At 37.8% G+C, this 24,873-nt stretch carries 26 protein-coding genes and 2 pseudogenes; 15 read left to right on the plus strand and 13 right to left on the minus strand.

Annotation, left to right across the window (positions count from 1 at the left end; all coding sequences use genetic code 11):
- The 6 genes and pseudogenes from MWU84_RS20460 to MWU84_RS20485 all read right to left on the minus strand — a co-directional run.
- Positions 1-237: pseudogene (locus MWU84_RS20460) on the minus strand (hypothetical protein); the annotation flags it as partial.
- A gap of 782 nt (positions 238-1,019) precedes the next feature.
- On the minus strand, positions 1,020-1,934 hold the full coding sequence (locus MWU84_RS20465; protein WP_246905170.1) for a helix-turn-helix transcriptional regulator: 915 nt from the start codon (positions 1,932-1,934) through the stop codon (positions 1,020-1,022).
- A 17-nt stretch (positions 1,935-1,951) separates the two neighbouring features.
- Positions 1,952-2,737 carry an SDR family oxidoreductase gene (locus MWU84_RS20470; RefSeq protein ID WP_246905171.1) on the minus strand — a complete coding sequence of 262 codons (786 nt, stop codon included), beginning with the start codon at positions 2,735-2,737 and terminating at the stop codon, positions 1,952-1,954.
- A gap of 35 nt (positions 2,738-2,772) precedes the next feature.
- Positions 2,773-3,669, minus strand: coding sequence for an NAD(P)H-binding protein (locus tag MWU84_RS20475; RefSeq protein ID WP_246905172.1), 897 nt, complete (start codon positions 3,667-3,669; stop codon positions 2,773-2,775).
- Between the two features lie 521 nt (positions 3,670-4,190).
- Positions 4,191-4,658: a DinB family protein gene (locus tag MWU84_RS20480; RefSeq protein ID WP_246905174.1), complete on the minus strand. Its 468-nt coding sequence runs from the start codon at positions 4,656-4,658 to the stop codon at positions 4,191-4,193.
- Positions 4,659-4,662: 4 nt separating this feature from the next.
- Positions 4,663-5,286, minus strand: a complete 624-nt coding sequence (locus tag MWU84_RS20485) for a toll/interleukin-1 receptor domain-containing protein (RefSeq protein ID WP_246905175.1) — start codon at positions 5,284-5,286, stop codon at positions 4,663-4,665.
- Between the two features lie 545 nt (positions 5,287-5,831).
- Between MWU84_RS20485 and MWU84_RS20490 the strand changes: the two genes are divergently transcribed.
- Together MWU84_RS20490 and MWU84_RS20495 are read left to right on the plus strand one after the other, a co-directional pair.
- Positions 5,832-7,808 carry a C-type lectin domain-containing protein gene (locus MWU84_RS20490; RefSeq protein ID WP_246905176.1) on the plus strand — a complete coding sequence of 659 codons (1,977 nt, stop codon included), beginning with the start codon at positions 5,832-5,834 and terminating at the stop codon, positions 7,806-7,808.
- Between the two features lie 673 nt (positions 7,809-8,481).
- Positions 8,482-9,174, plus strand: a complete 693-nt coding sequence (locus tag MWU84_RS20495; RefSeq protein WP_246905177.1) for a LytTR family DNA-binding domain-containing protein — start codon at positions 8,482-8,484, stop codon at positions 9,172-9,174.
- 445 nt (positions 9,175-9,619) lie between these two features.
- Here MWU84_RS20495 and MWU84_RS24445 read toward each other — a convergent pair whose 3' ends face one another.
- Positions 9,620-10,453 carry a HAMP domain-containing sensor histidine kinase gene (locus MWU84_RS24445; RefSeq protein ID WP_348647883.1) on the minus strand — a complete coding sequence of 278 codons (834 nt, stop codon included), beginning with the start codon at positions 10,451-10,453 and terminating at the stop codon, positions 9,620-9,622.
- Positions 10,436-10,815 (minus strand): annotated as a pseudogene (locus tag MWU84_RS20505) (PAS domain-containing protein); the annotation flags it as partial. The gene MWU84_RS24445 and the pseudogene MWU84_RS20505, both read right to left, overlap by 18 nt.
- A 400-nt stretch (positions 10,816-11,215) precedes the next feature.
- Here MWU84_RS20505 and MWU84_RS20510 point away from each other — a divergent pair.
- Positions 11,216-11,617, plus strand: coding sequence for a response regulator (locus tag MWU84_RS20510; RefSeq protein WP_246905178.1), 402 nt, complete (start codon positions 11,216-11,218; stop codon positions 11,615-11,617).
- 41 nt (positions 11,618-11,658) lie between these two features.
- Here MWU84_RS20510 and MWU84_RS20515 read toward each other — a convergent pair whose 3' ends face one another.
- From MWU84_RS20515 to MWU84_RS20525, 3 genes are read right to left on the minus strand one after another with little or no spacing between them, the layout of a single operon-like run.
- Positions 11,659-12,405, minus strand: a complete 747-nt coding sequence (locus MWU84_RS20515) for a DJ-1/PfpI family protein (RefSeq protein ID WP_246905179.1) — start codon at positions 12,403-12,405, stop codon at positions 11,659-11,661.
- 6 nt (positions 12,406-12,411) lie between these two features.
- Complete coding sequence (locus MWU84_RS20520; RefSeq protein ID WP_246905180.1) at positions 12,412-13,683, minus strand: NAD(P)/FAD-dependent oxidoreductase; 1,272 nt, start codon at positions 13,681-13,683, stop codon at positions 12,412-12,414.
- 58 nt (positions 13,684-13,741) lie between these two features.
- A complete protein-coding gene (locus tag MWU84_RS20525) occupies positions 13,742-14,326 on the minus strand; it encodes a Crp/Fnr family transcriptional regulator (RefSeq protein WP_246905181.1) in 585 nt (194 codons plus the stop codon).
- A 497-nt stretch (positions 14,327-14,823) separates the two neighbouring features.
- On the opposite strand from MWU84_RS20525, the gene MWU84_RS20530 reads away from it, so the two are divergent.
- From MWU84_RS20530 to MWU84_RS20540, 3 genes are read left to right on the plus strand one after another with little or no spacing between them, the layout of a single operon-like run.
- A complete protein-coding gene (locus MWU84_RS20530) occupies positions 14,824-15,348 on the plus strand; it encodes an RNA polymerase sigma factor (protein ID WP_246905183.1) in 525 nt (174 codons plus the stop codon).
- 18 nt (positions 15,349-15,366) lie between these two features.
- Positions 15,367-15,789, plus strand: coding sequence for a hypothetical protein (locus MWU84_RS20535; RefSeq protein WP_246905184.1), 423 nt, complete (start codon positions 15,367-15,369; stop codon positions 15,787-15,789).
- Between the two features lie 14 nt (positions 15,790-15,803).
- The gene (locus MWU84_RS20540; RefSeq protein WP_246905186.1) at positions 15,804-16,022 is read left to right on the plus strand and encodes a hypothetical protein; all 219 of its coding nucleotides are present in this window, start codon (positions 15,804-15,806) and stop codon (positions 16,020-16,022) included.
- Positions 16,023-16,126: 104 nt separating this feature from the next.
- Here the strand turns inward: MWU84_RS20540 and MWU84_RS20545 are convergent, their stop codons facing one another.
- A complete protein-coding gene (locus MWU84_RS20545; RefSeq protein ID WP_246905188.1) occupies positions 16,127-16,492 on the minus strand; it encodes a hypothetical protein in 366 nt (121 codons plus the stop codon).
- Positions 16,493-17,192: 700 nt separating this feature from the next.
- Here MWU84_RS20545 and MWU84_RS20550 point away from each other — a divergent pair.
- From MWU84_RS20550 to MWU84_RS20565, 4 genes are all read left to right on the plus strand, one after another.
- Complete coding sequence (locus MWU84_RS20550) at positions 17,193-17,504, plus strand: hypothetical protein (protein ID WP_246905190.1); 312 nt, start codon at positions 17,193-17,195, stop codon at positions 17,502-17,504.
- Between the two features lie 319 nt (positions 17,505-17,823).
- On the plus strand, positions 17,824-18,102 hold the full coding sequence (locus MWU84_RS20555) for a helix-turn-helix domain-containing protein (protein WP_246905191.1): 279 nt from the start codon (positions 17,824-17,826) through the stop codon (positions 18,100-18,102).
- Positions 18,103-18,112: 10 nt separating this feature from the next.
- Positions 18,113-18,790, plus strand: coding sequence for a hypothetical protein (locus MWU84_RS20560; protein ID WP_246905193.1), 678 nt, complete (start codon positions 18,113-18,115; stop codon positions 18,788-18,790).
- Entirely contained in the window at positions 18,787-19,440 is a 654-nt protein-coding gene (locus tag MWU84_RS20565) for an ATPase (protein WP_246905195.1), read from the plus strand. The genes MWU84_RS20560 and MWU84_RS20565 overlap by 4 nt, the downstream gene beginning before the upstream one ends.
- 149 nt (positions 19,441-19,589) lie before the next feature.
- Here MWU84_RS20565 and MWU84_RS20570 read toward each other — a convergent pair whose 3' ends face one another.
- Positions 19,590-20,285 carry an N-acetylmuramoyl-L-alanine amidase gene (locus MWU84_RS20570; protein WP_246905198.1) on the minus strand — a complete coding sequence of 232 codons (696 nt, stop codon included), beginning with the start codon at positions 20,283-20,285 and terminating at the stop codon, positions 19,590-19,592.
- A gap of 147 nt (positions 20,286-20,432) precedes the next feature.
- Here MWU84_RS20570 and MWU84_RS20575 point away from each other — a divergent pair, with 147 nt between their 5' ends.
- From MWU84_RS20575 to MWU84_RS20595, 5 genes are read left to right on the plus strand one after another with little or no spacing between them, the layout of a single operon-like run.
- The gene (locus tag MWU84_RS20575; RefSeq protein WP_069858720.1) at positions 20,433-20,720 is read left to right on the plus strand and encodes a hypothetical protein; all 288 of its coding nucleotides are present in this window, start codon (positions 20,433-20,435) and stop codon (positions 20,718-20,720) included.
- Positions 20,720-21,004: a hypothetical protein gene (locus MWU84_RS20580; protein WP_246905201.1), complete on the plus strand. Its 285-nt coding sequence runs from the start codon at positions 20,720-20,722 to the stop codon at positions 21,002-21,004. The genes MWU84_RS20575 and MWU84_RS20580 overlap by 1 nt, the downstream gene beginning before the upstream one ends.
- Positions 20,991-23,420, plus strand: a complete 2,430-nt coding sequence (locus MWU84_RS20585; RefSeq protein WP_246905204.1) for a TraG family conjugative transposon ATPase — start codon at positions 20,991-20,993, stop codon at positions 23,418-23,420. Before MWU84_RS20580 ends, MWU84_RS20585 begins: the two co-directional genes overlap by 14 nt.
- An 11-nt stretch (positions 23,421-23,431) precedes the next feature.
- Positions 23,432-24,013 (plus strand): conjugal transfer protein, encoded by a 582-nt coding sequence (locus MWU84_RS20590; RefSeq protein WP_246905207.1) that lies wholly within the window; start codon positions 23,432-23,434, stop codon positions 24,011-24,013.
- Positions 24,013-24,855: a hypothetical protein gene (locus MWU84_RS20595; protein ID WP_246905210.1), complete on the plus strand. Its 843-nt coding sequence runs from the start codon at positions 24,013-24,015 to the stop codon at positions 24,853-24,855. The genes MWU84_RS20590 and MWU84_RS20595 overlap by 1 nt, the downstream gene beginning before the upstream one ends.
- Positions 24,856-24,873 lie beyond the last annotated feature (18 nt).

Raw genomic sequence — 24,873 nt, forward strand, 5'->3', positions numbered from 1 at the left:
TGAAAAATCAATACCTATCTGCTGGTGCTCATCCACCCAAAAAACATCAATTCCACTTTGATAAGCTAAATCCTTGGTTTGTTGTATCAATATGTCAAAAAAGGCCACATTCTCTTTTTTTTGGTGCTTATTAAAAATAGATTCCCTCGTTATTTCATTATCAGCCGAAAGGGAAAATACAAGAAGGGCTGTATTTTGTTGGCCCAAGTTCACGAAGGTTCCGCAGTCCTTTTTCATCACTTTTAGTAAGAATCTAATTATAGAGACGAAAAAAATTCTTATTACTAACTTATGCTTAAAAAAATATTGGGGGTACTAAGATTCCAATTACATAGTGTAGGTTTCCTTTTAACAGTACTGTTCCTTATTAAAATTTTGTTAGTAGTGCAGTGCACAAAACCGATGCCCCTTACAATCAAAAGTGCTTTAAAAGTATTATATGTCGTTTTTTATAGTGGATTGCCTTTGGATTCCAGTGAATCACTTAAATAGCCAGGGGCATTTTTGATCAATAAAATTAATTAAATAATTGTTTCATCGGATTCTCGAACAGGGCCTTATCTACGGCTTCTCCAAATTCAATGTTGGTCCAGTTGGTGGTAGTGTACGTGTAGCCTTACCTTTATATAAAGTGGGGGAACAAAATGCAATGAAGAATGGGATGTTTTTACTTACTATATTTCTATTATTGTTCCAATTTAGTATTACTTTTTAGTAGGCCTAGTTGATTATATATTGTTTTAAGGAAAACTGAATCAACAAATGTTTTTGTCTTGCTAGACTGATTTACAAATTCAGAAGTTGAATCGTAAGACGGTTAGGAATAATTGGTTTGTCCGATGCAAGGGCCACTAACGATAAATTGAACAGGTAGCGACAGATTGGTTGGTAATTTACTGTCAACCCGCTATGTTGTTAGACAAACAATAAATCTTGTTATTAAGAATTTTCCCTGGCGTTACCTATACAAGGTACCAGCGGTATGTGGCTTCATTATTTAGCTATTTTTTTATAAGCTTTCAGTTAAAGGACTGCCGAAATTGCAAAGGCGAAATGTTTGTTTTTGTCTTAAATAGCTTATTGAATGATTGAGGATGTTCAAAGCCCAGTTCGTAGGCAATTTCACTTACCGAGAGTTCAGTGGTCGATAATTTTTCTTTGGCTTTTTCTATCAATTTTTCGTGGATGTGTTGCTGCGTACTTTGACCTGTCAATGTTTTAAGTAATCCGCTCAAATAATTTGGGGATACATTTAATGCTTCAGCGACATATTGAACAGTAGGTAGACCTTTTGTGATTAAATGATCGCTATTGAAATAGGCTACAAGTATTGCTTCCAAACGGTCGAGAATTTTATGACTTGCTATTTTCCGCGTGATAAACTGTCGTTGGTAAAACCGTTCGGCATAATTAAGCAAGGTTTCAATTTGAGAAATAATGATGTTTTGACTGAACTTATCGATGTTGGAATGATATTCCTGCCCGATATTTTCAATAATATTGTTTAGGATTGTTTCCTCCTTTTCGGAAAGGAACAACGCCTCGTTTACTGAATAATAAAAAAAATCGTAGCGTTTAATTGTTTTTGCTAAAGGTGTATTCCATAAAAAGTTGGGATGGATAAGCAAAATCCAACCTGACGGTTGTGAATGTATACCAGTTGCCGAACCTGCCTGTAATACTTGCCTTGGCGCCAAAAAATACATTACGCCTTCATCGAAGTCATATTCCTGCTGACCGTAGCGCATTTTGCGAGGAAGACCTCGTTTTACTGCTATAGAATAGTAATCAGCAACAGTTGACTGTGCGGGATTATGTTTCGTGGCGGCCGCAACCTGAGCGTAATCCACTACACTAATCAGTGGATGCTCAGGAGGTGGCAACTGGTTCAGCTGATGAAACTCGCTGATTGATGTAATCCTTAAAGGTTTCATTTTACTAAGTTAATCAATCACAAGGCTTGTCCGCCGGAAACTTCAATACGTTGTCCATTTATCCAATACGACTCTTGGGCACACAAAAATGCAACTACTCCGCCAATGTCATCAGGTAAACCTACACGCCCCAGCGCAGTAAGGCTCGCAATATGCGCATTTATTTCCTTGTTGTCACGGGTGCGACCACCTCCAAAATCTGTTTCGATAGCGCCTGGAGCCACTACGTTCGCCCGAATTTTTCTTGCTCCCAATTCTTTTGCCAGATAGCGCGTCAAAATTTCGACTGCGCCTTTCACTGAGCCATAAACAGAAGAACCTGGGTAAATAATCCGAGTAAGTCCGGATGAAATGTTTACAATAGCACCACTCTCATTTATATATGGGAGTGCTTTTTGTGTTAAGAAAAATACTCCCTTGTAGTGGATGTTTACGATTTCATCCCACTGTTCTTCTGTTACATCCTCAAACGGAGCATACAAACCAATTCCGGCATTGTTGATAAGAAAATCAAAATTAGGACTTCCTGTTTGCTGTTGTAAATATTCCGTCATCTCCCCAATAAAATTGTCAAACGATTTCACCTTACTTGTATCAAGTTGAAAAGCAGCTGCTTTCTGTCCCAATGATTGGATTTCAGACACAACTTCGTTAGCTGCTTTTAGATTTCTATTGTAAGTCAATATCACGTCATTGCCTTTTTTGGCAAGGGTGATTGACATATTTTTCCCAAGTCCGCGACTTCCTCCTGTGACCAGAGCGATTCCTACCCGTCCATCAGGCGGATTTTTTTTTGTAATCATGGTAATCTAATTATTTATGTTTGAGCAATTTCACTTCAATTTTGATGATAAACGGCGGTAAATTCCTTTGCAAAATCGGTCATCTTCACGTTTCCCAAAATGGGTTGGTTCCGGTAATAATCTTCCAGTAATAATCCGCTATGAAGTCCGGCATACATTTCAACCAATCCTGATGCAATGCGTGGGTTCATTCCTGCTGCGACCAATCCGTTTTCTATTTGTTCGTTTGAAATTGTCAACCATTTTAATTTGGGCTTTCCAATTGCTTCCCCTAAAATTTGGGCCGTTTGGTTGCAGGTAAGTTCTTCACTGCAAACATAACGTACTTTTCTGCCCAAAGGCACCGCCAAAAGTTCTTCAGAAACGGCATGTGCTATATCTTGAGGAGAAACCCAGGGAACCAAGTCTTCATCTCCATAGTTGGCTGCGATATAGCCCATCTCCTTTATCATGCCTACATAAGCATATAAATTGTAATAGAAAGAGGTTGGCCTAATGTGTGTTATGGTTAATTTCGGAGGTAATTTATTGAGAATAGCTTCAACATCATGGGCACCGCGTAAAATGCCATTCCCTTTTTCCATATGGGCACCAATACTACTGAGGTTAACCACATGTTTTACGCCTGCTTGTTCTAAAGCTCGGGCATAGTTTTGACCAAGTCTACGATAGTATGCCAGTAGATCAAGGTCATGATCAAAGTAATCGTTTGGAGGGACCATAGAATAAACCGCATCGGCACCTGTAAATATAGCTGGGAGAAATTCAGGGTTTTCCAAGGAACCGATTGCCGGCTTCACGCCTATTGCTTCAATGTCATTTTTTCTTTCGATATTACTGCTGACAACAGTTACCGAATGTCCTTTTTGGACCAGCTCTTGGGCGAGTGGCTTGCTGATGTTCCCTAAAGAACCTGTAATTACGATTTTCATCTTTTCTATTTTTTGTTTCTACAAATTTCAGCCGAAACAAAGAAAAGGATGTAGCCAAATCTATGGTTGTTGTATCCAAAAAAGGGATAATTGCAATTTTTGTTTGGTCATCATGCCAATACCGTTAACAATTGAATATAGTTATTGATTATAATTCTTTTACAGATTTAATTTAGTAAAACATTTTTGTAACCCTAGTTATTGATTTAGTGTTTTAGTGCTCTGCTGACCCCTACCCTATTTCCTGGGGTCTGGCTATAGTTCGTTTGCTTAAATTTATGGAACTAAAGAAAAACAATTTCTTTAGAAGTTGGCTGCGGAGAACCGTAATTTTGAGGGTTCTAGTATATATAGCACGACATAACCATCTGGAGAATCGGGAAATTTGGCTATCTCTGGGACAAGACAAAACAGGGTTTGGTTTAGTCTCTAAGATCTTCATGTTTAGCTACTTCAGGTATTTTGAACTGGGTAATGAAGATTGCATGAAGTCTATGTTATGGACTATTGTGTTTTTTTGTTTAGTCCCATATTTCTGGGCGATTAATTCCCATTTCCCGTAAATATGACAAGAATTGTCCCGCGTGTACAGATTCGTGATATCCAATCCGTAATAAATATTTTCCGAGTATTTTCTTTTCTCCATTTCCTGGATGAATGATTTCTGTTTTACTTAGTTGCTGATCCGAGAATTGTAGAACACTTTGCAGAAATCTTTTTCGATATGGTGCTGCAAATTCAAATTCATCCTTCACGCTTACAAATGGTCTGTCTTTCCAGGGGGTTTTATAACATGTCATATCACCTTGATTGATAATCATATTCCAACCATAATCGGCTTCCAATACATGTCTAATCATTTCTATCGCAGTCATTGCGTTTTCGTCCGGTTTCCAATAGTATTGACTTTTGGGAAGTGCATTCCAAAGTTTTAAGCTTCTTCTTCTAATTTCGGTAAAATTTAAAACTATGAGTTCGGTTTGGGTCATTATTTTAAATACTTTTTATCCAAGAAAGAGCCCAAGTCCATTTACCTTCATCTATTTCTACAAGAGCTGCTTCTATGTTTTCTCCAGTTTTAATTATCTTAGTAATTTTTGTGATTTCTCCTAAATAGTTGTTCATTTGGTTATTCCAACCGGGGTCGACATTTTCCATTTTTGGTTTATTTGGGAGTCTTATTATATCTCCGACACTATATCTTGAACTTTTGATTTTATTTGAATAGGATTTAGTTTTAAAATCTCCCTTTATTCTAATACCTAATTCCTCATAATACTTTTCTATTTCATTAATGTTTCTACCTAACAATTTATTTATTGGATCCGGGATTTCGTTAGCACCTACATATAAAAAAATGGGAATTATATTCTTTTTCAATGCAATGGCACCACCGAGTTCTATTAGTACCCAATGACTATTTAAAGAAGCTGGACTTATAAGAATTAACAAGTCATCACAGTCAGCTATATTTGATTGGATGCTTTCATCAATTGATTCACCTGTCTTAATATCTTTTTGGTCAAGAAAAGTTTTGACTCCAATATTGTTCAATTCTGACGAAATTCTTTTCGCTGCCCACTTGTCTTTTGATGAATGACTTATAAATATTTTCACAGATTAGTTTTAAATAGCTACAACATTATAGGGTTAAATCATGTAAGCCAAGGACGCAGTTTGATTTAATCCGCCGTTGAACAATGGGAGTCGGTTTTGTGCTATCCTTGTTATTTGATTTTAATCCTTTTTATTTCTTCCAATTTAGGGATTTTTGGTAAATATATGCAAAGTGGTATTGTTTGACAGGGTTGCTTGCAAAATGCTATGAAGAATAGGATGTTTTTACTTACTATATTTCTATTATTGTTCCCATTTAGTATTACTTTTTAGTAGGCCTAGGAATTAATTAAACAGGCTTATAACCATTACACCTCTTCCCTCTTATTTGTGTGTTCCGTTTTGCTGTTTCCTTTTAGGTCACCAACTTCAAGATCTAGTGGATTTGCAACGTTTAGCCTGAGATACACAACAAACTCTGTTGGTTTAGTTAGAAAAGGACTAATTTTAACTACTAATCTGGATTAATTACCAAAAAAAAGTACTGGTTTTGTAATAGGAATTTTGCTAATTGGTCAAATCGTTTAAATTTACCTGACTTTTTTATGAACCCAATTAAGTTGTCTTACATCATTTGCGTTATTTTATCGCTTACATATCCTTCCTGTCTATTGTCCCAGAATACCTACAGGGATAATTTTAGTTCTGCATCATACTCCACAAATGATGGAAATTCTAACTTCTTATCCGCTTGGAACGAAAATGGGGATGACAACTCCCCTTCTACCGGATATATCAGAATTAACGGGAATAGATTACGTTTTCAATATATTTGGAATGAGAGTATAAATAGGTCTGTAGATTTGACAGGGGCATCTAGCGCTACATTATCTTTTGATTGGGAGACTGTTGGTCTTGATAATAGGGAAACTCTGGCAGTTCAAATTTCCACCAACGGTACCACCTATACGACCCTAAATACATTTGGAGGAACAAATTCAGGCAATTACTCTATTGACATTTCAAGTTATATATCTGCAACAACAACAGTTCGATTTTTATCCAATGATCGTGATTGGGAGTCCAATGAATATGCTTACATAGACAATTTCCAGATTTCAGCATTAGTACCCCCACCTGTAATTACTGACGACCCTCCGGTAATAACAGCTACTGGTGACCAAGAATATTGTCCGGGTGGTTCAGTACCTGTGGTGGAGACCGTATCCATCTCTGATCCCGATGATATTACAGCAGAATTGGTCATTATTCAAATTTCATCTGGATATGTAACCGGTGAGGATTTATTAACTCTTACAGGTGCACACCCAACAATAACACCAAGCTGGAGCGCCGTGGAAGGTAAATTGCTGCTGACTGGGCCCGCAACCTTGACGGCCTTTGAATCTGCAATAAGTGATGTAGCGTATTCAAGTAGTGCTTCCAACCCTAGCGGTACAAGGCAATTTTCCATTACGGTGGGAAACGCCAACTTTCTACCAACTACAGGACATTATTATGAATATGTAGATGACCTCGGGATTACTTGGACGGCTGCAAATGCAGCAGCCAATTCAAGAACGTTTTATGGATTGCAAGGTTATCTTGCCACATTGACCTCGCAAGAGGAGGCCGAATTTTCTGGATCGCAAGCATTAGGGGTCGGATGGATAGGAGGAAGCGATGCAGCTTCGGAAGGAGTGTGGTTGTGGGTAACAGGTCCCGAGGCTGGTCTTAACTTTTGGAATGGAACTGCTGGCGGTAATTCCCCAAATTTTGCATTTTGGAATTCCGGAGAGCCAAATCAATCAGGAGACGAAGACTATGCACATATTACGCACCCCAATGTTAACCCGAACGGTTCTTGGAACGATCTTACCAATACAGGGGCCTCATCAGGAAATTATCAACCACAAGGATATGTCGTAGAGTACGGTGGTATGCCAGGTGACCCAACACTGAGTATTACGGCAACAACGAATCTAGAAATGGACAGTACACCACCAACTGCAAGTGATCCGTCGCCAATCGAAGTGTACTGTTCCAATGATGTACCATCACCTGATCCCAATGTAGTCGTAGATGAAGCTGATAATTGTACCACTGACCCATCGGTAGTTTTTGTTGATGATATAAGCAACGGGGCGAGCAACCCGGAAATAATAACACGAACATTTAGAATTACAGACGAGGCAGGAAATAGCTTGGAAGTTAGCCAGGTTATTACTATTGTTCCTTACACAATAACTTCGGAACCCGATGATCGGACGATATTTGCAGGCAATTCCACGAGTTTTATCGTTTCTGCAATTAATGTAAATACTTATCAGTGGCAGGTTAGCAATGATGGGGGGCTTAACTTTTCCGACCTCTCCAATGGAGTCGATTACAGTGGAACGGATACAGAAACATTAACAATCAATAGTCCCGAAATCAACATGAATGGACTACAATTTAGAGCGCTTATGTCGAATTCGGATTCCAGTTGCCCAGCTATTGTATCCCGTAGTGCTAGGTTGAACATCCAAGTCCGTCAGGTAATTACTAATAGAAGGATTACCTATAGGGTAAAGAAAAATTGAAAGGTAGTATATTCCCCCATATTGGCAATGTAGCCAGTATTCGGGCCACCACAAAATACTGTCTCGTGAAGCTGCCTCCTCCTCCTTTAATTTTGGCTCAATAAAGGTTACTTTCGACACGTCAATATGGATTCACTTACATACAGGTACTATACATACAATAACCATGATATGTCTTGCCCGCCTTAACCTTGTCGCTCTATACCCGTCACCTTCGGAACAACTAGCAAAAGGCGGATTGAAAAAGATTTCTGAATATCTTTCCCGACAGCTCAATTGTTAATCTCAAATAAAAGTGAGAATTCCTTCTTTACCAAGTTGTATTTAATTAAAATCATTGCCTTAGCTTAATTGTTTCAAAAACATAATCCAAATCTAATTAACTAAAATATTCTTCTTTTAAAAGGAGATTTTTTGTACCCCTCACTTCCAACAAATATCCATACGAACTTTTTTATTTGAACCTGAGCTAATTGAATTTTAAGTAGTTTGTAAATTGGTTGAGCTACTAAGTGAGAAACATGATTGACAGGTACCAATAGAATTCAACTGGATGCTTAAGCTATGCATATTGGTAATTACACAACTTTTTATACGCTGTTCACATCATTTTTTAGGGCAGGGAAAGCTCTTATGGTATATTGTCCGTGAATCAAACCCTTTTGATAAAATTATGAAACTACGAAGTATAATAGTAGATGATTCGGCCATGCAGCGGATGGCAATATCCCAAATGGTCAACAATCATCCAAGCCTAGTACTTGTATCTGAATATAGCAATGCTATTGAAGCAAATAACGGTATCAAAAATAATGAAATCGACCTGATTTTTCTCGATGTGGAAATGCCCATAATCACCGGCTTTGATTTTTTGGAATCAATGGATAACACTCCACAGGTCATTTTGATTACAGGCAAACCAGATTACGCACTCAAGGCATTTGAGTATGATGTAACGGACTATCTGTACAAACCTATATCCCAATCGCGTTTTGATGCAGCCATAAAAAGAGCTGTTGGGAAATATGAGCAAATTTACAGGATCAATGAGGAGGAGGAATTCATTTTTGTAAAAAGTAACTTAAGACAGCGCAAAATAGTCCTGAACGACATAAAATGGATCGAAGCACTTGGCGATTACATTAAATTAGTGACCAATGAAGGTAATGTCGTCGTACTTTCTACTATGAAGGCATTTGAACAAAAATTACCAAAGGATAAATTTTTAAGGGTACATAAATCCTATATTGTAAATCTGGAAAAAATCGAAAAGTTCAATAGCAGAACCATAGAGGTAGAGGGAAGTCAGGTACCGTTGAGCAGAAATAAAAAAACAGAGCTGGAAGAGGCACTTGAAAATAATTAATAAGTTTAGTCCTATTGAAATACCGTTCAACAAACAGTTACCGCTCTCCTACTCTCCACTATTTCAAATTGACAATGGCATTCACTTGGAAAATTTCTGCATTAACTTAACGATTTTCTCATAAGTTAGAGGCTTTTCCATATAAGCAATTACGCAAGAATAATTTTCCGCCCTTTTCTGTTCAATTAGGACGTGTAGAGGATGTGAGAATTACAACCTTGATGTCTTTGCAAAATACCTTGGATTTAATTTCATCCAAGAATTCCCTTCCGTCCATAACCGGCATATTGATATCAAGAAAGATAAGGTCGGGATATTTCTTTTCAATATATTTGCATGCCTCCATCCCGTTCAGCACCCCCCGTCCACTAATTCAAAACCTGCACTTTTCAGTATCATCCTGGATATGAAGTTTGATGTTTCATCGTCTTCTACCAGTAATACCTTAAACATTTTTTCCATTATTTAAATGTATGGTGAACAATGCTCCTTCATTAGGGCTGCTAATGACTTCGACCTTTCCACCATGTGTCTCAACAATGGACTTAACAATGTATAGGCCAACGCCTACTCCCTCTACTTGAGGGTGCAAGCGCTTAAATAGACCGTACACTTTTTCTCCCTGTTTTTCAGCGTCAAAACCAAGTCCGTTGTCCTTTACTTTCAGACAAACACTTCCGTTGATCTTTCTCGTTTTCACTTCAATTTTTAGTAACCTATCCGGGCTTTTGAATTTCATCGAATTGGTAAGTAGGTTATGTAGGATACGATTTAAATGCAACAGTGGGTATTCAATTTCAGGACATTCCGAAAAGTCTACTTCCATGGTGGTATTTGTAGCGTTAAGTTGATCAAGAATGCTCTGTTCTACTTCATTAAATACCCTTTTGAATTCCAGTAGTTCCTTCTTGTCCTTTAAAGTTGTCTTAAAGTTGATTACATCGTTTAGGGAGAAAACCTTTTTATAAACCTGTTCAATGTTATTTTTTAATTTATAAAACAATTCAATATCCTTGTCGCCTTGAATACTATGCGTATCTATCATTTCAATTAACACGTTGAGATTGGTGACAGGTGCTTTCAAATTGTGCGCGGCCACATAGGACAACTCTTCCAATTCCCTATTCTTAATTTCAATTTGTTTGGCGTACAGTTCCACTTTGGTTATCTCTTCTTCCAAGGCTGAATTTAACTTCTGCATTTTTTCTTCCGCCTGCTTACGATCAGTGATGTTTTGAATGTGGACATGTACTATGGGTCTATCCTCAACTATATACATACAGGGCGTGATATCTGCAATAAAAACCGACCCGTCCTTACGCCTAAACTTTTTTTCAACGGTCAACTTTTTCTTTTCTTCCTTTTTTCTCTAACCGGATCTGAAGGCTCCTGATCATCTTTGTAATGTAGATCTATTAGTTCCTTCTTGAGTAGTTCATTTCTGGAGTAACCAAATTCTTTGACAGCACTGTCGTTCGCTTCAATAATACGCATGTCCATATTATGGACTATTTTTGGAAAAATGGAATATTTGAAAACCTGTTTGTAAATATTATTACTGTTTTTAACTTGCATATATTCTTCAAATGGATTTGTATTATCTGAATCATCTTTTTCATTCATTTCCTTATTTAAGTCCATTTTTATGATTTTTATAAATCTCTGTGGTCAGAAATCTATTCGTTTTTACACTATATTTAGGCAAAATATTAATTTCTATTGTGACTAACAGTTTTTCTTGTTCATTGTCCCAATCAAAGCATTCCTTGTTTTTGATCCCTAAGAGTATCCAAAATAGTTAATTTTAAATAAATGGAATATTGTAATGTGTACCCAATAATCCAAATACTCAAACCTTTCAGCGAATTTCTATGGGGATGAATCTATATAGTCATTATTTTGAGGTCAATAGTATAGGTAGCCATGAATTCCGGATATTATTTTGGATAAATTTTTGAAATCGGGGATTACATAGGGAACGATCGGTCTTCCATCTGGAGGTAAATTGTTGATGAAATGTATAAAGCTATTGTAAGTTATTATGAGAGAAGAAACCCTATGGATTATTGATGATGATATGGTATCACAATTTGCTATGAAGTATAAGATCGGGCAATCCTACCCCAACAATAGGGTAAATACCTTTTATTCCGTTCAAGAGGCATTAGACGCATTAAAGGCATGTATGAATGGTAAAATGGAATTTCCAGAAAAGGTTTTATTGGACTTAGGCTTACCAGTGTTGACAGGGTGGCACTTTCTGGTAGAACTGGAAAAATTTCAAGGAAGTATTAGCCCGTTCGAGATTTATATCGTTTCCGCATTTTCTAATTCAACGGACCGTCAGCGAGCTAAGAATCATTCTTTGGTCAAGGGCTATTTTGAAAAGCCATTGGATAACTTTGCTGTAGAGCAAATATTTATGACCCGGCAGAATGAATGATGTTTAGGCTCTTCTTTTGCCAACTGGGACAATAGTGATACTCAGTCTTTCCAGTTCTGCAGGCGATCAAGGTATAGGTAGCCCTCCACGAACTTTCTGTGTTCAGGACCGGCCATTTTTTCCAATAAGTTCAAAGCGGATATATAACTTGCCATATTACCGTTCGAGGAACTAAATTTTCCATCTTCTACAAAGGTCAGCAAACTGTCGTCCTGTACCTTTAGATTTGGGTAATCCTTTTGCAATTGATTGCCCCCGCCTATCCAGGTAACAATTTTATGTCCATCTGCAATACCCGTTTTTCCTATTAATTGGGCTCCGGCACAATTACTTACCGTGTATAAGGTCTCTTTATTTTTCTCCCTTATAAAATCTACGACTTTCTCATTATGCACCTGGGCGTACATGTCATAAGCACTGGGCACAAACAAGGCTGTAAGTCGTGGGCAGTTTTCAAAAGTATAATCGGGAATAAACCTCATACCTTCCTCTGTAGTTATCGGACTGTTGGTTTCTGCAATGGTAACAACATTAAAAAGCTGCTTGCCATCAATACTCGGTTTGGCAAAAACATCGGAAGTTGCAATCACTTCAGTTTGTAGAACGCCATTGAACATCAGGAGCCCGATAGTTGGCAATTCTTTTTTGAAAGGTTTTAGGTGTTTTGTCAAGGTATCCAACGAAACATTGGTGGGATGTAAATTCGAAGCATTGGATTTGGATTTGTCAGTATGGCAACCTGCCACAGCAGCTAAAAACAGAAGTAGTATTATAAATTGCGTTTTCATATTACTTTAATTAATTTGTTTTTTTTCGTTTGGCTTGATGATCATTCTAAAATATTGATCCTTATAGATGTAGTAACCGATCCAATTGACCAGTGTGCGAAATTTATTTTTAAAATTTACCAGCCCCATGATATGTACCAAAATCCAAATAAGCCAGGCAATAAATCCTTTTATGAAATACTTTTCTTTTGGCAAATCAAAAACAGCCTTATTCCTACCAATTATTGCCAAAGAACCTTTGTTTTTGTATGCGAAAGGAGTCCATTGACCTTGGTCTTTCTCCAAATTAATGGCTAAATTTTTGGCCTGTTGGATTGCTGGTTGGGCTAATTGGGGATGACCTTCTGGATATTCATTATCTCCAATAACCAACGCACAGTCTCCTAAGGCATAGACATTATCATATCCTTTGACCAGATTAAAATTGTTGGTACTTAATCGCTTGCCATTGCCAAAGCTGTCCGGTGAAAAGCCATCGAATGCCTTTGCTGTTACCCCCGCTGCCCATATCAAATTTTTGGATTCGATTTTACTACCATTGGAAAGTAGAACAATATCATCCATAAAATCTTTTACTAAACAGTTAAGTTTTATTTCTACACCTAATTCAAGGAGCTTGGCATGCGTATAGTTTTGGGAATTTTTTGACATGGTGTTCAAAACTGTATTTTGACCATCTATCAGATAAATTTTCCCTAAATCACTTTCGTTCAATTCTGGATAATCCTTTTTTATTATCGAGGATTTCATTTCAGCCAGTATGCCCGATAGCTCCACTCCTGTTGGCCCGGCTCCAGCGATTACAAAAGTCAACAATCTTTTTCGTTCCTCCTGGTCATCTTGTCTTGTGGCCCGGTCCAATCGCGTGAGAATAGTATTTCGCAAGGTCAAGGCATCACTTATGGTTTTCATGGGCAAACTAAATTTTTCAATGTTTTTGTTGCCAAAAAAACTACTTTCCGTACCCGTAGCCATTACCAAAATGTCATAGTACAATTCCCCATTGCTCAATATAATTTTGTTTTCACCTGGAACAACCTTAATTAAACTTCCCAGCCGAAATCTAGTGTTTTTTAAATTCCTTAATATTTTTCTAAATGGATAGCTGATTGCAGAAGGTTCCATAAAACCCGTAGAAACCTGATAGATCAAAGGTGGAAAAAAATTATAATTATTTGCATCTACCAATATGGTGTCGTAGCTGGGCGAATTCCCAATTCTTTTGATCAACTCCAAGCCTGCAAATCCTCCACCCACAATTATTAGTGATTTTTTCATTGTGCAGAATTTAGAAAACAAAGGTCCTGGATCCTTCTTTAAAAATTCTTGAACTGGTTCAAGAATTTTCTTTTCTTTTTAATTTACTCACATATTCCTGAGATAACCCTAAGAAACTTGCCACTAAATATTGGGGGACATTGTTTACGAAATCTGGAAAGGCTTCCTTAAACCTAAAATAAATTTCCTCCTTCGAATAAATAAATAGATACCTTATACGATTGAGTGAGGCCCCATAGGCTGTTTGATATATTTTTCTGAAATAGGTTTCCATTTTTGGAAATCGGAGTAGTAATTCCTCTTCATTTTTATTGGTTAGGTGAAGTATGGTCGAGGCTTTGACCGCTTGAATATGGCATTCTGAATCCATATTGTTGTGAAAGGCCAAATAATCTGTAATCCACCAATTCTCGATGGCAAATTGCAGAGTATGCTCCGTGCCCCCTTCCTCAATAATGTATAAATGAAGACAGCCGCTCAAAACAAAATAGTGGCCTAAGGATTTGCCTCCAGGTTCATAAAGTAGTTCTTTTTTTTTGACTGTTTGAGTTTCAAAATATTTGGCAATTTCTTGAAACTCATTTTGGTCAATTTCGGTGTATTTATTGATGTGCTCGAATAGCTGATGCATATTATCTTTCACAATTATCAAAGTTAATAATATTAGCTCGTTTTCCTTTGTTCCATAATAGTTTTCTCTTTGGTATAGATACCTAATGGTAATTGGGATTAGGATGAATTCAATCCTAATAATGTGGTGATTTTAAATGATTTCAATGTTTCCAAGATTCACAACTTTTAAAAATGTATTTTTTGTTTGCCAAATAATTCATCCTAAGGATATGAATATGATGATCATTCAACATCAGTAATTAAAATACCGCAATCAATAGGAACTTCTATTTGCCTTTACTATTTCAACCATGACCACACTTGGTTCTAATTTAAAATGTAACTATTCCTAATAGACCACTAAGTATTTGAACTATTACAAATAGAATTTGGCTATCCGGCTTTAATTAAAAGGATTCCTTACAAACTTATGTTATATCTTTTTGAAATAAAACGTTGGAAAATGCAATAAATTAAAAATCTTACGTCTTCTTAAACAAAGACCCCTTTAAAAAGGTATTTAACAATTTGGAATCAGAAAACAGTACAAAGCTGAAAGATTTTTTTGGAAGGGAATATGACTCTCTCAAAAGGTATGTGAACTCAAAAATAAGTGACACGGCCAATCGAGATGCAGAGGATATTATCCAAGATGTTGCCCTAAAACTTTTTTCAGGGGCGGATAGATATGCACCAATAAATAATGTCGCTGGATTTGTTTATAAATCTGTAAGGAACAGAATTATTGATGTCATGCGGAGTACTAAAAATATCAATTCCGCGGATATTGATAATGATCTATTGGATTTGGTCGATGTAATTCATCAATCTGCCAATAGTTATTCCTCGGAGGAAACAGTATTGCTTTTAAAAAAATGTATCGATCAGTTAAAACCGGCATATAAGGACATAATCATCGCCGTTGACTTTGAAGGGTATTCCTATAGGGAAATTGCAAAGGAAACAGGTATTTCTATTGGTACACTCATGTCCAGAAGGCATAGGGCACTGGGCATATTATATTCTCAAATTGAACAGAAAATAAATAGATAAATTTAAATTCATTGAACCATGACAAATTTTTTCACGCATAAATTCAGAAAAAAATCCCCCATTAAAATCATAGGCATGATTGTTTTTGGAACCATTGCCATTGTTGGATTGGCCATTTTATTTGGTTTTGTTCTAATGTGGTTGTGGAACTGGTTAATGCCGGACATATTTGGATTGACTACAATTACATACTGGCAGGCCGTAGGACTGTTCATTCTTTTGAAGATACTTCTTGGTGGGTGTGGCGGAAGTAGTGGCGGTAAGAAAAAATCCTCCAAACATAATAATAGAACATGTAAAAATGAATCCAAAACCGATTTTTCAAAATGGAAGCATTATGATAAATTTTGGAAAGAGGAAGGTGATCAACACTTCAAAGACTATTTAAAAAGGCAGGAAAATCCTTTACAGGATAACGACCCAAAATCAGAGTTGGAATAACACAACATTTTATTATGGAATTATTGATATTTCAGACAGATATTAAATCGAAGAACAAAGTGAAATCAATCGGACCTTTATTGAACAATCACTCCAATATTCTTAAATGGACCATTGACCTTGAGGATATTGACAATGTACTTAGAATTGAAGCTAATAAAAATTTGTTGGAAGAGGAAGTGATCGAATTGGTGAAAGTTCAAGGGTTTTCTATTAAAGCATTGCCAGACTAAATCATTGACTAAACATATAGGAGAATTAACCTCAAGGCATGTTTAATCCATGATAGCAGCCTCGTTATTATTCCGAATAAGTTTCTCAAAAGAGATTTTAATTGTCACAGCTTTTCATGTTGTAAAGTAATGAAGCTCTTCCAGCCGATAATTGGAGAGAATCCTTTTAAGTGGGCTGGATAAGAATGGTAATAAATCTCTTTTTTGAGATCCAATATTACCGGCCATTGAACCTCGTCCACCCCTTGGCCCAATACATTTACAATTGACGTTTCCACAAATTCAGTACAAATGGCCCCCATCAACCTGATTTCATCATTGTATCCTGGCCCTGATAAGCCAATATAAAAATGTGCCGGCTTACCTGAAAACGAACACAGGGGTACCTCCCCTACATTTGGTAAGACATTTTCCAGTGGCCCTTCATAGGTTTCGGTAATAGTATTCAAGGTATTTCTGACACTTTTCATAATGTCAAAACTACATCTTTTCTGTTTTGCTGGAGGGTTACCTACTTTATTTTATCATCTGAATTGTTAACTATTAAATCAGCTTGCATTCAGAATATTACATTATTAATCAACAATAGTTGCATTTAGTCATCAATTGTTTATACTAGTAAACAAAACCATTTATGATATGGTCTATTGGTACATTCTGTAGATTTCCCATAATGTGTTGTTGTTCTAATTCCAAACGAAACCGTTGATCAGTCGATATACAAAAGCATATATTACGACCGTAAACAAAGCCATACAGGTCCAGAAGTATATTTTGAATCCATTCTTCAAAAGTTGGTTTCCAAAATTCTTAAATGCTTCTGTGTATACTTTTCTTATGAGTAATGATTTTTCCATTCATTTATTTTTTTCAGGTTCTGGGCGAAATTAATAACATGGATTATGACCGACCTGAATATTGGATAAATGGTCATTAATCTGGTTCAATATTTCTGAATTTCATTTAAAACCATAATTTAGGTGTCTTATCGATTAGGCCAACAATAGTCGGATAGTTTTAAGTATGGCAGTCGAATGTTCATCCTCTATCCAATATTATTTATGACTTCCAAGTGTTACAGGTCTTAAATAGCAGATTTACATCGAAAAAGTATTGAGCCGTAGCATTTTAAGGTTTACATTTCTAACTCTTTTTATAAAAATATATTCGATGTTGCACATGGACGATAAAGGTTCATTTCAATACACTAAGCAGTATAAGGCAATAGCCTTCATGGTCTCGTTTTATTATAGAGCCAATGACTATAGTAATTTGTTCTTTAGGGCCAAACCTATTGAACCCGGCGACAATGGGAATTTCCCCATGGATTTTATCTATGGAAAGATCGACGTGGACTTTAATTTGCAGATAGGTATTAGGGAATTTCAAATTGTGATGACCAAAGATCTTCATGAAAGAATGGGATTGTTATACGATGAAATAAGGAACGAATATGTAGAGCTCAACAACAAACACTTATAATTTAGGATCTTATTAGGTCTCTATTTCACTTTTGAATTGAAGCTCGATCCATCGTAACTACGTCCTATATCCTGTGTATCATTTGCCATGGGATATTTATTCCTTTTCCAAGCTGATTCGTACTTCTAAGTATTTTTTAGCATGACTTTTTCCTCCAAAAAAAGCCCCATATAATGGATGTTAAAATTTTACCCCATTACGCTGTATATGGTGAATAATCCCGATCAAAACATATCAAATTTGTGGCTAATTGTCTAACCGTGATCGGAACCAGTAGTTTTTTAATACTTTATGGTTCCTTTCCCAAAACATTCAAATTATGCCAACGCATGTAATTACTACCGATGATCTTAGGGATTTTAAGATCGAATTGATGGAGGGTTTTAAACAGTTGCTCTCCAAACAAGCCAATGGTACCCTTAAAAGGTACCTCCGCTCCTCCGAAGTGATGGAACTGCTCAATATTAGTTCAGGTACTCTGCAGAACTTAAGGGTCAACGGTACTTTGCCCTATACCAAAATGGGAGGAATCCTCTTTTATGATACGGAGGATATTCAGGCAATCATGAAGAAAAATAAGGTGGATTACGAATTCTAATTATATTACCATGAATTATATAAAGCACTTGAACGGGGTATTCTTTCAGTTTTCAAAGGATAATAGGCTGAACCCGACCCATATCAGTCTTTATGTGGGGCTTTTTCAGTTGTGGAACAACTATCATTTCCGTGAAAGTTTTCACATCGACCGTGAGGAAGTGATGGCCTATGCCAAAATAGGCTCTAAATCGACCTATCATCGTTGTATCAAGGAACTTCATCATTGGAAATACCTGTTGTATATACCCTCGCACAACCCGTTCCAGGGCAGTAGGGTCAAGATGTTCGATTTTGGGACAAGCTATGGACAAGTACTGGACCGACACAGTATCAAAAACGGGACAAGCAGTGGACAAGCAGTGGTACATAAAAATAAACATATAGAAACTTTAAAAAACAATATAAATGGGGACAAACCAGACTGCCCCCAAAATGAGTTTGAAGTAATTTCTTTTTTTCAAAAGGAAAATTGGCCAATAACGGAAGCCAAAAAATTCTATAACCACTACCAAAGTGTGGGATGGACCTTAGGGGGTAACACCAAAATTGTGGATTGGACGGCAGTCGCTCGGAAATGGATCCTTAAGGTAGAGGAATTTAAACTGGAAAAATCCATTCTTCCGGTTAGCCAAAATACGGACAACCTTAAGACTGTTTCTTCTAAAAACTACAACGAACCGTTATGAGGCCATATGTGATCCAGGAAGGCAACAAGCAGTATGAGCTCGGGCAATTTCAGGGTAACCAGATATGTTATGATTTTGATAAAATACTGGTCTACCTAGCGGCCAAAGGGAAATTGATGTTCGGTAAAAAGTTTAGAATCCTCGAGGAGGACCATGAAATTTTATACAAACTCTGCAATTATTTTATCAAGGACGAATCGAACTGCAAAAAATTAGGTCTTGACCTGGGCAAGGGTATCTTGCTTTCTGGACCCGTTGGATGTGGGAAGACCTGCCTGATGAGATTGTTGCGCCATTTGGCCCCTCATGAAAGACCATATGAAGTAATACCTGCACGCAACATCACCTTTGCATTTAACAACATCGGATTTAAAATTGTCGAAGATTTTGGGGATAGCAAATTTTATTGTTTTGATGACCTTGGTGTGGAACCTACAGGGAAATTTTTCGGTAAGGACTGCAATGTCATGGGCGAAGTACTACTTTCCAGATTCGAATTGCTTATCAAGTACAATATACGCACACATGCCACTACCAATCTCAACGCCCAGGAATTGGAAGAACGTTATGGTAGCCGTGTCCGTTCCCGAATGAGACAATTGTTCAATTTGATCGCATTTAAAGAGGATAGTCTGGATAAAAGAATTTAGGTTGGCGTTAACGTAAACCAGTTCCTATTTCCTAAGTGGATTGCGATCTTTGGGCCGGTCCACTTGCCGCAAAATTATTTAATAAGGGATTTTGGAGATTTTGGACGCTATTGTTTCTGTTTCTGAACAAATGATATTATCGTCCTTGGTCAATTTCTTCCTGCACCAAGTAAATACTTGTAAATGCCCAGCAAAATGGTCAGGGCAAATGCCTTGATATTTCTTTGATCCTTGAAATATAAGGCTTCATCTACATGCGTGATAAAGCCTGTTTCTATCAAAACAGTAGGACATTGGTCCATTGTTTCCCTTTGTACCTGAAAATTGGCCCTCTTGATCCCTCTCCCCCGAATGCCAAGTTTGTTGCTGCTTTCATATAAAATGGACACCGCCAGTTCTTCTGAGCTTACGATGTGCGGATTGTCCATTTCGGGCACAAATACTTCCATTCCACTGGCCCCGGTCCTTGCTGAATTGCAATGCAGGGAAATGAACAGGTCACTCTTTAAGGCCCTGGCCAAACTGGCCCTATCTGACAATGATATCAAGGTGTCGGTGTACCTTGTCAAGTATATCTCCAACTTATTGTCCAATATTAGATGGTTAAGTCTTTGAATTTCATGGGCGATATATAATACCACATCCTTTTCAAACACTCCATGCATACCTCTCGCTCCGGAATCTTTTCCACCATGTCCCGGATCGATGACCAAAACCTTTTTTACCGGTTCTCTTTGACCAAAACTTAAGCACATTTGTAAAAGCAAGAACCACGATATGACGTTTTTGCCACCTGTCCATCTCATGATTTTAATGGTTATCAACATATCCACTTCAAAATTCAATTCAAATTCATGTCATTTAACATCAAATGACACCAAAACAAAACATTTAATATTTTATTCACAAAATACTGATAATCAGATATTTATATTCAAATATATACTATTTTTCACGTATCTATAAATGTCTAAAAACTAAATCTGTACGACATGAAAAAATTATACTATAAAGTAGGTCTTGCCTTGCTGATTTATAAACCTGCTTTCGCGCAAATTGGTGGTATTGAGGAATCGGTCAATGATGTATCCGATACCATACGTACCATTTTCCCGATTATTTTGGGAGTAATATTTCTTATAGGATTCCTTTTTAATGCAGGGCACTTCTTTGGGGAAAATGCTGATCTTAAAAAAGGTATTACCCGTGTCCTGGTATTTGTGCTGATAGCTGGTGCGGTGGTCGGAATCTTTACATATCTCATCGGAATTGTGGTCTAATGAAAAAGTATCCAGTCTATAGGATCATTCGTAAAAGGGCTATGATATACGGGCTTCCCTTGATGCTGTTCGCCATGCAGATGACTTCCGTTATTGGATCCCTGATGTTCATCATCTTTTCTTTCAATTTGGTGGCCATTGTTACTGCGATCGTTTTTAATATGCTGCTTTTTGTGGCCCTCTCCTATTGCCACAATAATCCCACCCTGTTCCACTTGAAAAAAGTGTTTCCGGATACCATCAACAATAAAAGAGCAAGTTGCCTGAACTATGAAGACGATTAACCTATCTGCATTTCATCCCATAATGGATATTCATGGGAATATCGTTTTTGCCAATAATGGCAACTTGGTCCTGTGCTATTCCGTGCGGTATCCCGAGATTTATTCCTTGTCGGAAAAGGATTTTGAAGAAATTCATGGATCTTGGTTCCAAGCGCTTAAGTCCCTGCCAGTAGGTACCATTGTACATAAACAGGACGTTTACAGAAAGGCCGTTTTTGAAGCTGAAAATTTGCCCAATGAAAGTTTTCTCCAGCGGGCCACTCACAATTACTTCAAGGGACGGGAATATTTGGAACATACTTCCTATCTCTTTTTTGTTCTTCCCTTAAATACTACGTTCAACAGTCCAAAATACGTCAATCCCTTTCGCAAAGTGGAAAAGGGAATTCATAGACAGATGGACTATTGTGCCCATGAATTTATCAATGCTGTGAATGATGCAGTTTCCTTTATCAATAATAGCAGAAAAATATCCCTGATCCCTTTGGACGAGGATAGCATCCTGGAATCGACCCATGATTATTTCAACGGTTATCACAAGGGTTTTGATACTGATGTTCAATTGAATAAAAAGTGTTTGGATATAGGCGATCAACATTTTGATGTCATGGCCGTAAATAGTGAACTCTGCTTTGGGGATCTGCTACAAAGCAGTAGGCCCAATGACAGGTTCACTTCCGATGATTTTGTATTCCATCAGGGGTTTATAGATGGTTTGGGACTCCAGCTTCATGAAAACCATATCGTTAACCAGATTATCTTCCTGGACGATAAGCACAAATGGCGAAAATTCCTGGAAAAGAGTATAGAAGAACTCGGTAAGAGTTCCAATTTCGGGACTCAAAATAAGGTGGTCCTTAAAAAAATAGAGGATATACTGGCCAAAATCAATGAAGACGAAAGTTCTAGAATTGTCCGGGGCCATTTCAATATTGTCTTTTGGGGCAAGGAAACCCAGGAGTTGGGAAGGATTGCCACTAAGATCAAAACAGAGTTCAAGGAATTGGACATCGTTCCCTATTATCCCAGAGGCGAAGAAAGGAAACATTATTTTCTTAATAGCTATTGTTGCTATACCTCGAACTTTTCCAACGACGATATGTATGTCGCCGATCTAAAGCATGCACTCTGCCTGTACATCAACAATGGGGCCTATGTTTCCGATGGAAAGGGGGTTGTTTTCAATGATAGGCAGCACAATATCCCTATTTTAAAGGATGTCTGGGACGAAGGTAGAAAACGTATCAAAGCCCGCAATTTTGCAATTTTTGCACCAACCGGGGAAGGAAAATCTTTTTTGGCCAACAACATCCTTCGCCAATATTTTGAAAATGGGGTCCGCTTGGTGGTCATCGACCTGGGCGGTTCCTATGATAAATTTGCCAAGCTCTATCCCAATGACCACATTGTACTTAGATATGAGCAAGGGAAAAATCTGGGTATAAACCCATTCTACATTAGTGATAAATCCGACCTTACCCCTGAAAGGCTGGAAGATCTTGCCATTTTTATTTTGGAACTGTTGGCTGCAGGTAATGAAACGACCAAGGCCCAGGAGGTTGCCGTCAAAAAGGTCCTATTGTCTTATTACTTCCATTGTACAACTGGACATTCACTGGCTTCACTGTACAAATACGTAGAGAACAATAAAGCTACATTGATCGAAGACCTGCAGATTCTGGAGAAACATTTTAGTGTCTATGAATTTCTGCACATCCTATCGGAATATGTGGATAACGGTCTGTACAGTTTTCTATTCAATACGAACGAAGACCAAACCTATAGACTGGAGGACAAGAGACTGATCGTTTTTGAACTTGACGAGGTAAAGGACAATAAGGAAATTCTTTCCGTTATGCTAAAATTGATCAAATCGGCCATTCAGAGAACGATTTGGAGGAACAAAGCTGAAAAAGGAATTATCCTTTTTGATGAATTCGCCAAACAGTTGAAATTTAAAAATGTTCTGGAAAGTGTGGAATTCTACTATCAGGCCATCAGGAAGCAAAACGGGGCAATCGGAATTATCCTTCAATCCATCAACCAATTGCCCAACAACTCAACATCCGCAAGTATCCTTGAGAACACACAGGTCATCTATAGCCTTAGGAATGAAAAAGGATATGATGAACTGGTCAACAGGCTCCATCTTTCCTCCCACGATCTAAACCAATTGAAATCGATAAGGCACCAGTTGAAGGGCGAACGGAAGTACACGGAAATGTTTATCAAGATTGGCAAGGATAGCAACGTCTTTCGCTTGGAAGTACCTCCAGAGGTACATGCGGCTTACCTGACCGATGGGGAAGAGAATGAAACCATAATGGCCCTATACAGAAAGCATGGGAACATGGAGACGGCAATAACACATTTTGTAACGAATCGATCAACCACTACCAATGAACTCAACATTTAAACTTATATACTATGAAACTTTTTAGCTTGAAATTATTGTTGGCCTTGAGCCTGTCCTTAATTATTAGGACCAATACTGTGGCTCAGGGCATGCCGGTATATGACAATACCAATTTTATCTCCTTCATGAAATCCTTGTTGGAATCTGGTAAACAGACGGCAGAACTGTTGAAAACGGTAAAATTCCTAAAGGAGCAGAAGGAGAATATTGATAAGGTCAACAGCGTAATCAAACAACTTAATGCCGTAAAGGAATTGGCCAAGAACAACCAGCGCCTTTATGATATGGTCCAGGATGATCTTAGGCAGATTCTCACTTCTCCTTATATCAGGCCGGAAGAGGTTGGACGCATCTCGGACTCCTTCCAGGGAATTATAGAAAACTCCATGATGTCCATGGACTATATTGATCAAGTATTGTCCAGTGACAATTTGAAAATGACCGATGCGGAACGAACCGCCATTCTCAAGGAAAAGGAACTTCAATCCATGGAAATGGTCGCCGAGATAGAGGCCAAGACCAGGCGATATCGGGAGATAATCGCTTTTAGGGAAATGCAGGATAAAATCAATAATAGGGAAATCAACTACTAATGTCCGGGGTATTTTTGGGAATAGGGCTGGAATATGTGGACACTGTCTATCAGACCATTATGAACAGTGGCTTCTCCCGTACCACTATTACAGGGATGAAGGCCCTGGCAGTACTCCTATTTCTGATCAATATCATTAAGAAGTACAATGAGGGCATTGCCAACAATGAAGGATATTCATGGGGATTGACCCCTGGTGAATTGGCCAAAAATTTTGCGGTAGTCGTAGTGGCCATTTTTTCTACCCAGGTGCTATCGGCATTTGACAGTATTCTTGTGGCCATTGAAACCCAATTTAGGGATACTGCCCCTGCACTCCTCCCCTTGCAGTTGCAGGATATGGATATCGAACAGGACGTGGGTGCCATCGACGCTGCCAAAAAGGCCTTGGCCTTACTATACGAAGCCTTGGTCACCCCGCTCTTCGGACTGAAAATATTGTCGTTTATTATCGGTTTGATCCTTTGGCTGTTGGATCTCTTTATCTATCCGCTGTTTTTGGCCCAACGATTCTTTCTTTTGGGAATTATGCAGGCCTTTTTTCCATTGGTCATAAGCTTGGCCGTGTTTGAAAAGTTTCGCTCCATGGCCTATAATTTTTTTAAGCTCTATGCAGGGGTCTATATGTTGGTACCGGCTTTTTTTCTGGTCAATGTCTTTATCAATAATTTCTATACTGAGGTGAACCTTAATTTTTGGTCCAACCTTTTTGGAACGGATTGGGGCAGCCAAACCTTCGCACCGGTAATTCAGTTGGGTTCCATAGGCTTCATTGTACTGCTAAAATTCACTTTGTACCGCAGGGCAATAACCTTTACCCTTAAACTCTTCAGTGTCTCCTAAACATCTAATCAAATGAAA

Source organism: Arenibacter sp. F20364 (assembly GCF_023015905.1).
GTDB lineage: Bacteria > Bacteroidota > Bacteroidia > Flavobacteriales > Flavobacteriaceae > Arenibacter.

Coding starts and splice junctions, on each gene's coding strand:
- MWU84_RS20575 (WP_069858720.1), top strand. CDS start 20,433: ATGAAAAAATTATACTATAAAGTAGGTCTTGCCTTGCTGATTTATAAA.
- MWU84_RS20510 (WP_246905178.1), top strand. CDS start 11,216: ATGAGAGAAGAAACCCTATGGATTATTGATGATGATATGGTATCACAA.
- MWU84_RS20580 (WP_246905201.1), top strand. CDS start 20,720: ATGAAAAAGTATCCAGTCTATAGGATCATTCGTAAAAGGGCTATGATA.
- MWU84_RS20545 (WP_246905188.1), bottom strand. CDS start 16,492: ATGAAAAGTGTCAGAAATACCTTGAATACTATTACCGAAACCTATGAA.
- MWU84_RS20475 (WP_246905172.1), bottom strand. CDS start 3,669: ATGAAAATCGTAATTACAGGTTCTTTAGGGAACATCAGCAAGCCACTC.
- MWU84_RS20465 (WP_246905170.1), bottom strand. CDS start 1,934: ATGAAACCTTTAAGGATTACATCAATCAGCGAGTTTCATCAGCTGAAC.
- MWU84_RS20535 (WP_246905184.1), top strand. CDS start 15,367: ATGACAAATTTTTTCACGCATAAATTCAGAAAAAAATCCCCCATTAAA.
- MWU84_RS20595 (WP_246905210.1), top strand. CDS start 24,013: ATGTCCGGGGTATTTTTGGGAATAGGGCTGGAATATGTGGACACTGTC.
- MWU84_RS20540 (WP_246905186.1), top strand. CDS start 15,804: ATGGAATTATTGATATTTCAGACAGATATTAAATCGAAGAACAAAGTG.
- MWU84_RS20470 (WP_246905171.1), bottom strand. CDS start 2,737: ATGATTACAAAAAAAAATCCGCCTGATGGACGGGTAGGAATCGCTCTG.
- MWU84_RS20590 (WP_246905207.1), top strand. CDS start 23,432: ATGAAACTTTTTAGCTTGAAATTATTGTTGGCCTTGAGCCTGTCCTTA.
- MWU84_RS20520 (WP_246905180.1), bottom strand. CDS start 13,683: ATGAAAAAATCACTAATAATTGTGGGTGGAGGATTTGCAGGCTTGGAG.
- MWU84_RS20490 (WP_246905176.1), top strand. CDS start 5,832: ATGAACCCAATTAAGTTGTCTTACATCATTTGCGTTATTTTATCGCTT.
- MWU84_RS20585 (WP_246905204.1), top strand. CDS start 20,991: ATGAAGACGATTAACCTATCTGCATTTCATCCCATAATGGATATTCAT.
- MWU84_RS20495 (WP_246905177.1), top strand. CDS start 8,482: ATGAAACTACGAAGTATAATAGTAGATGATTCGGCCATGCAGCGGATG.
- MWU84_RS20560 (WP_246905193.1), top strand. CDS start 18,113: ATGAATTATATAAAGCACTTGAACGGGGTATTCTTTCAGTTTTCAAAG.
- MWU84_RS20565 (WP_246905195.1), top strand. CDS start 18,787: ATGAGGCCATATGTGATCCAGGAAGGCAACAAGCAGTATGAGCTCGGG.
- MWU84_RS20555 (WP_246905191.1), top strand. CDS start 17,824: ATGCCAACGCATGTAATTACTACCGATGATCTTAGGGATTTTAAGATC.
- MWU84_RS20480 (WP_246905174.1), bottom strand. CDS start 4,658: ATGACCCAAACCGAACTCATAGTTTTAAATTTTACCGAAATTAGAAGA.
- MWU84_RS20550 (WP_246905190.1), top strand. CDS start 17,193: ATGTTGCACATGGACGATAAAGGTTCATTTCAATACACTAAGCAGTAT.
- MWU84_RS20515 (WP_246905179.1), bottom strand. CDS start 12,405: ATGAAAACGCAATTTATAATACTACTTCTGTTTTTAGCTGCTGTGGCA.
- MWU84_RS24445 (WP_348647883.1), bottom strand. CDS start 10,453: ATGTATATAGTTGAGGATAGACCCATAGTACATGTCCACATTCAAAAC.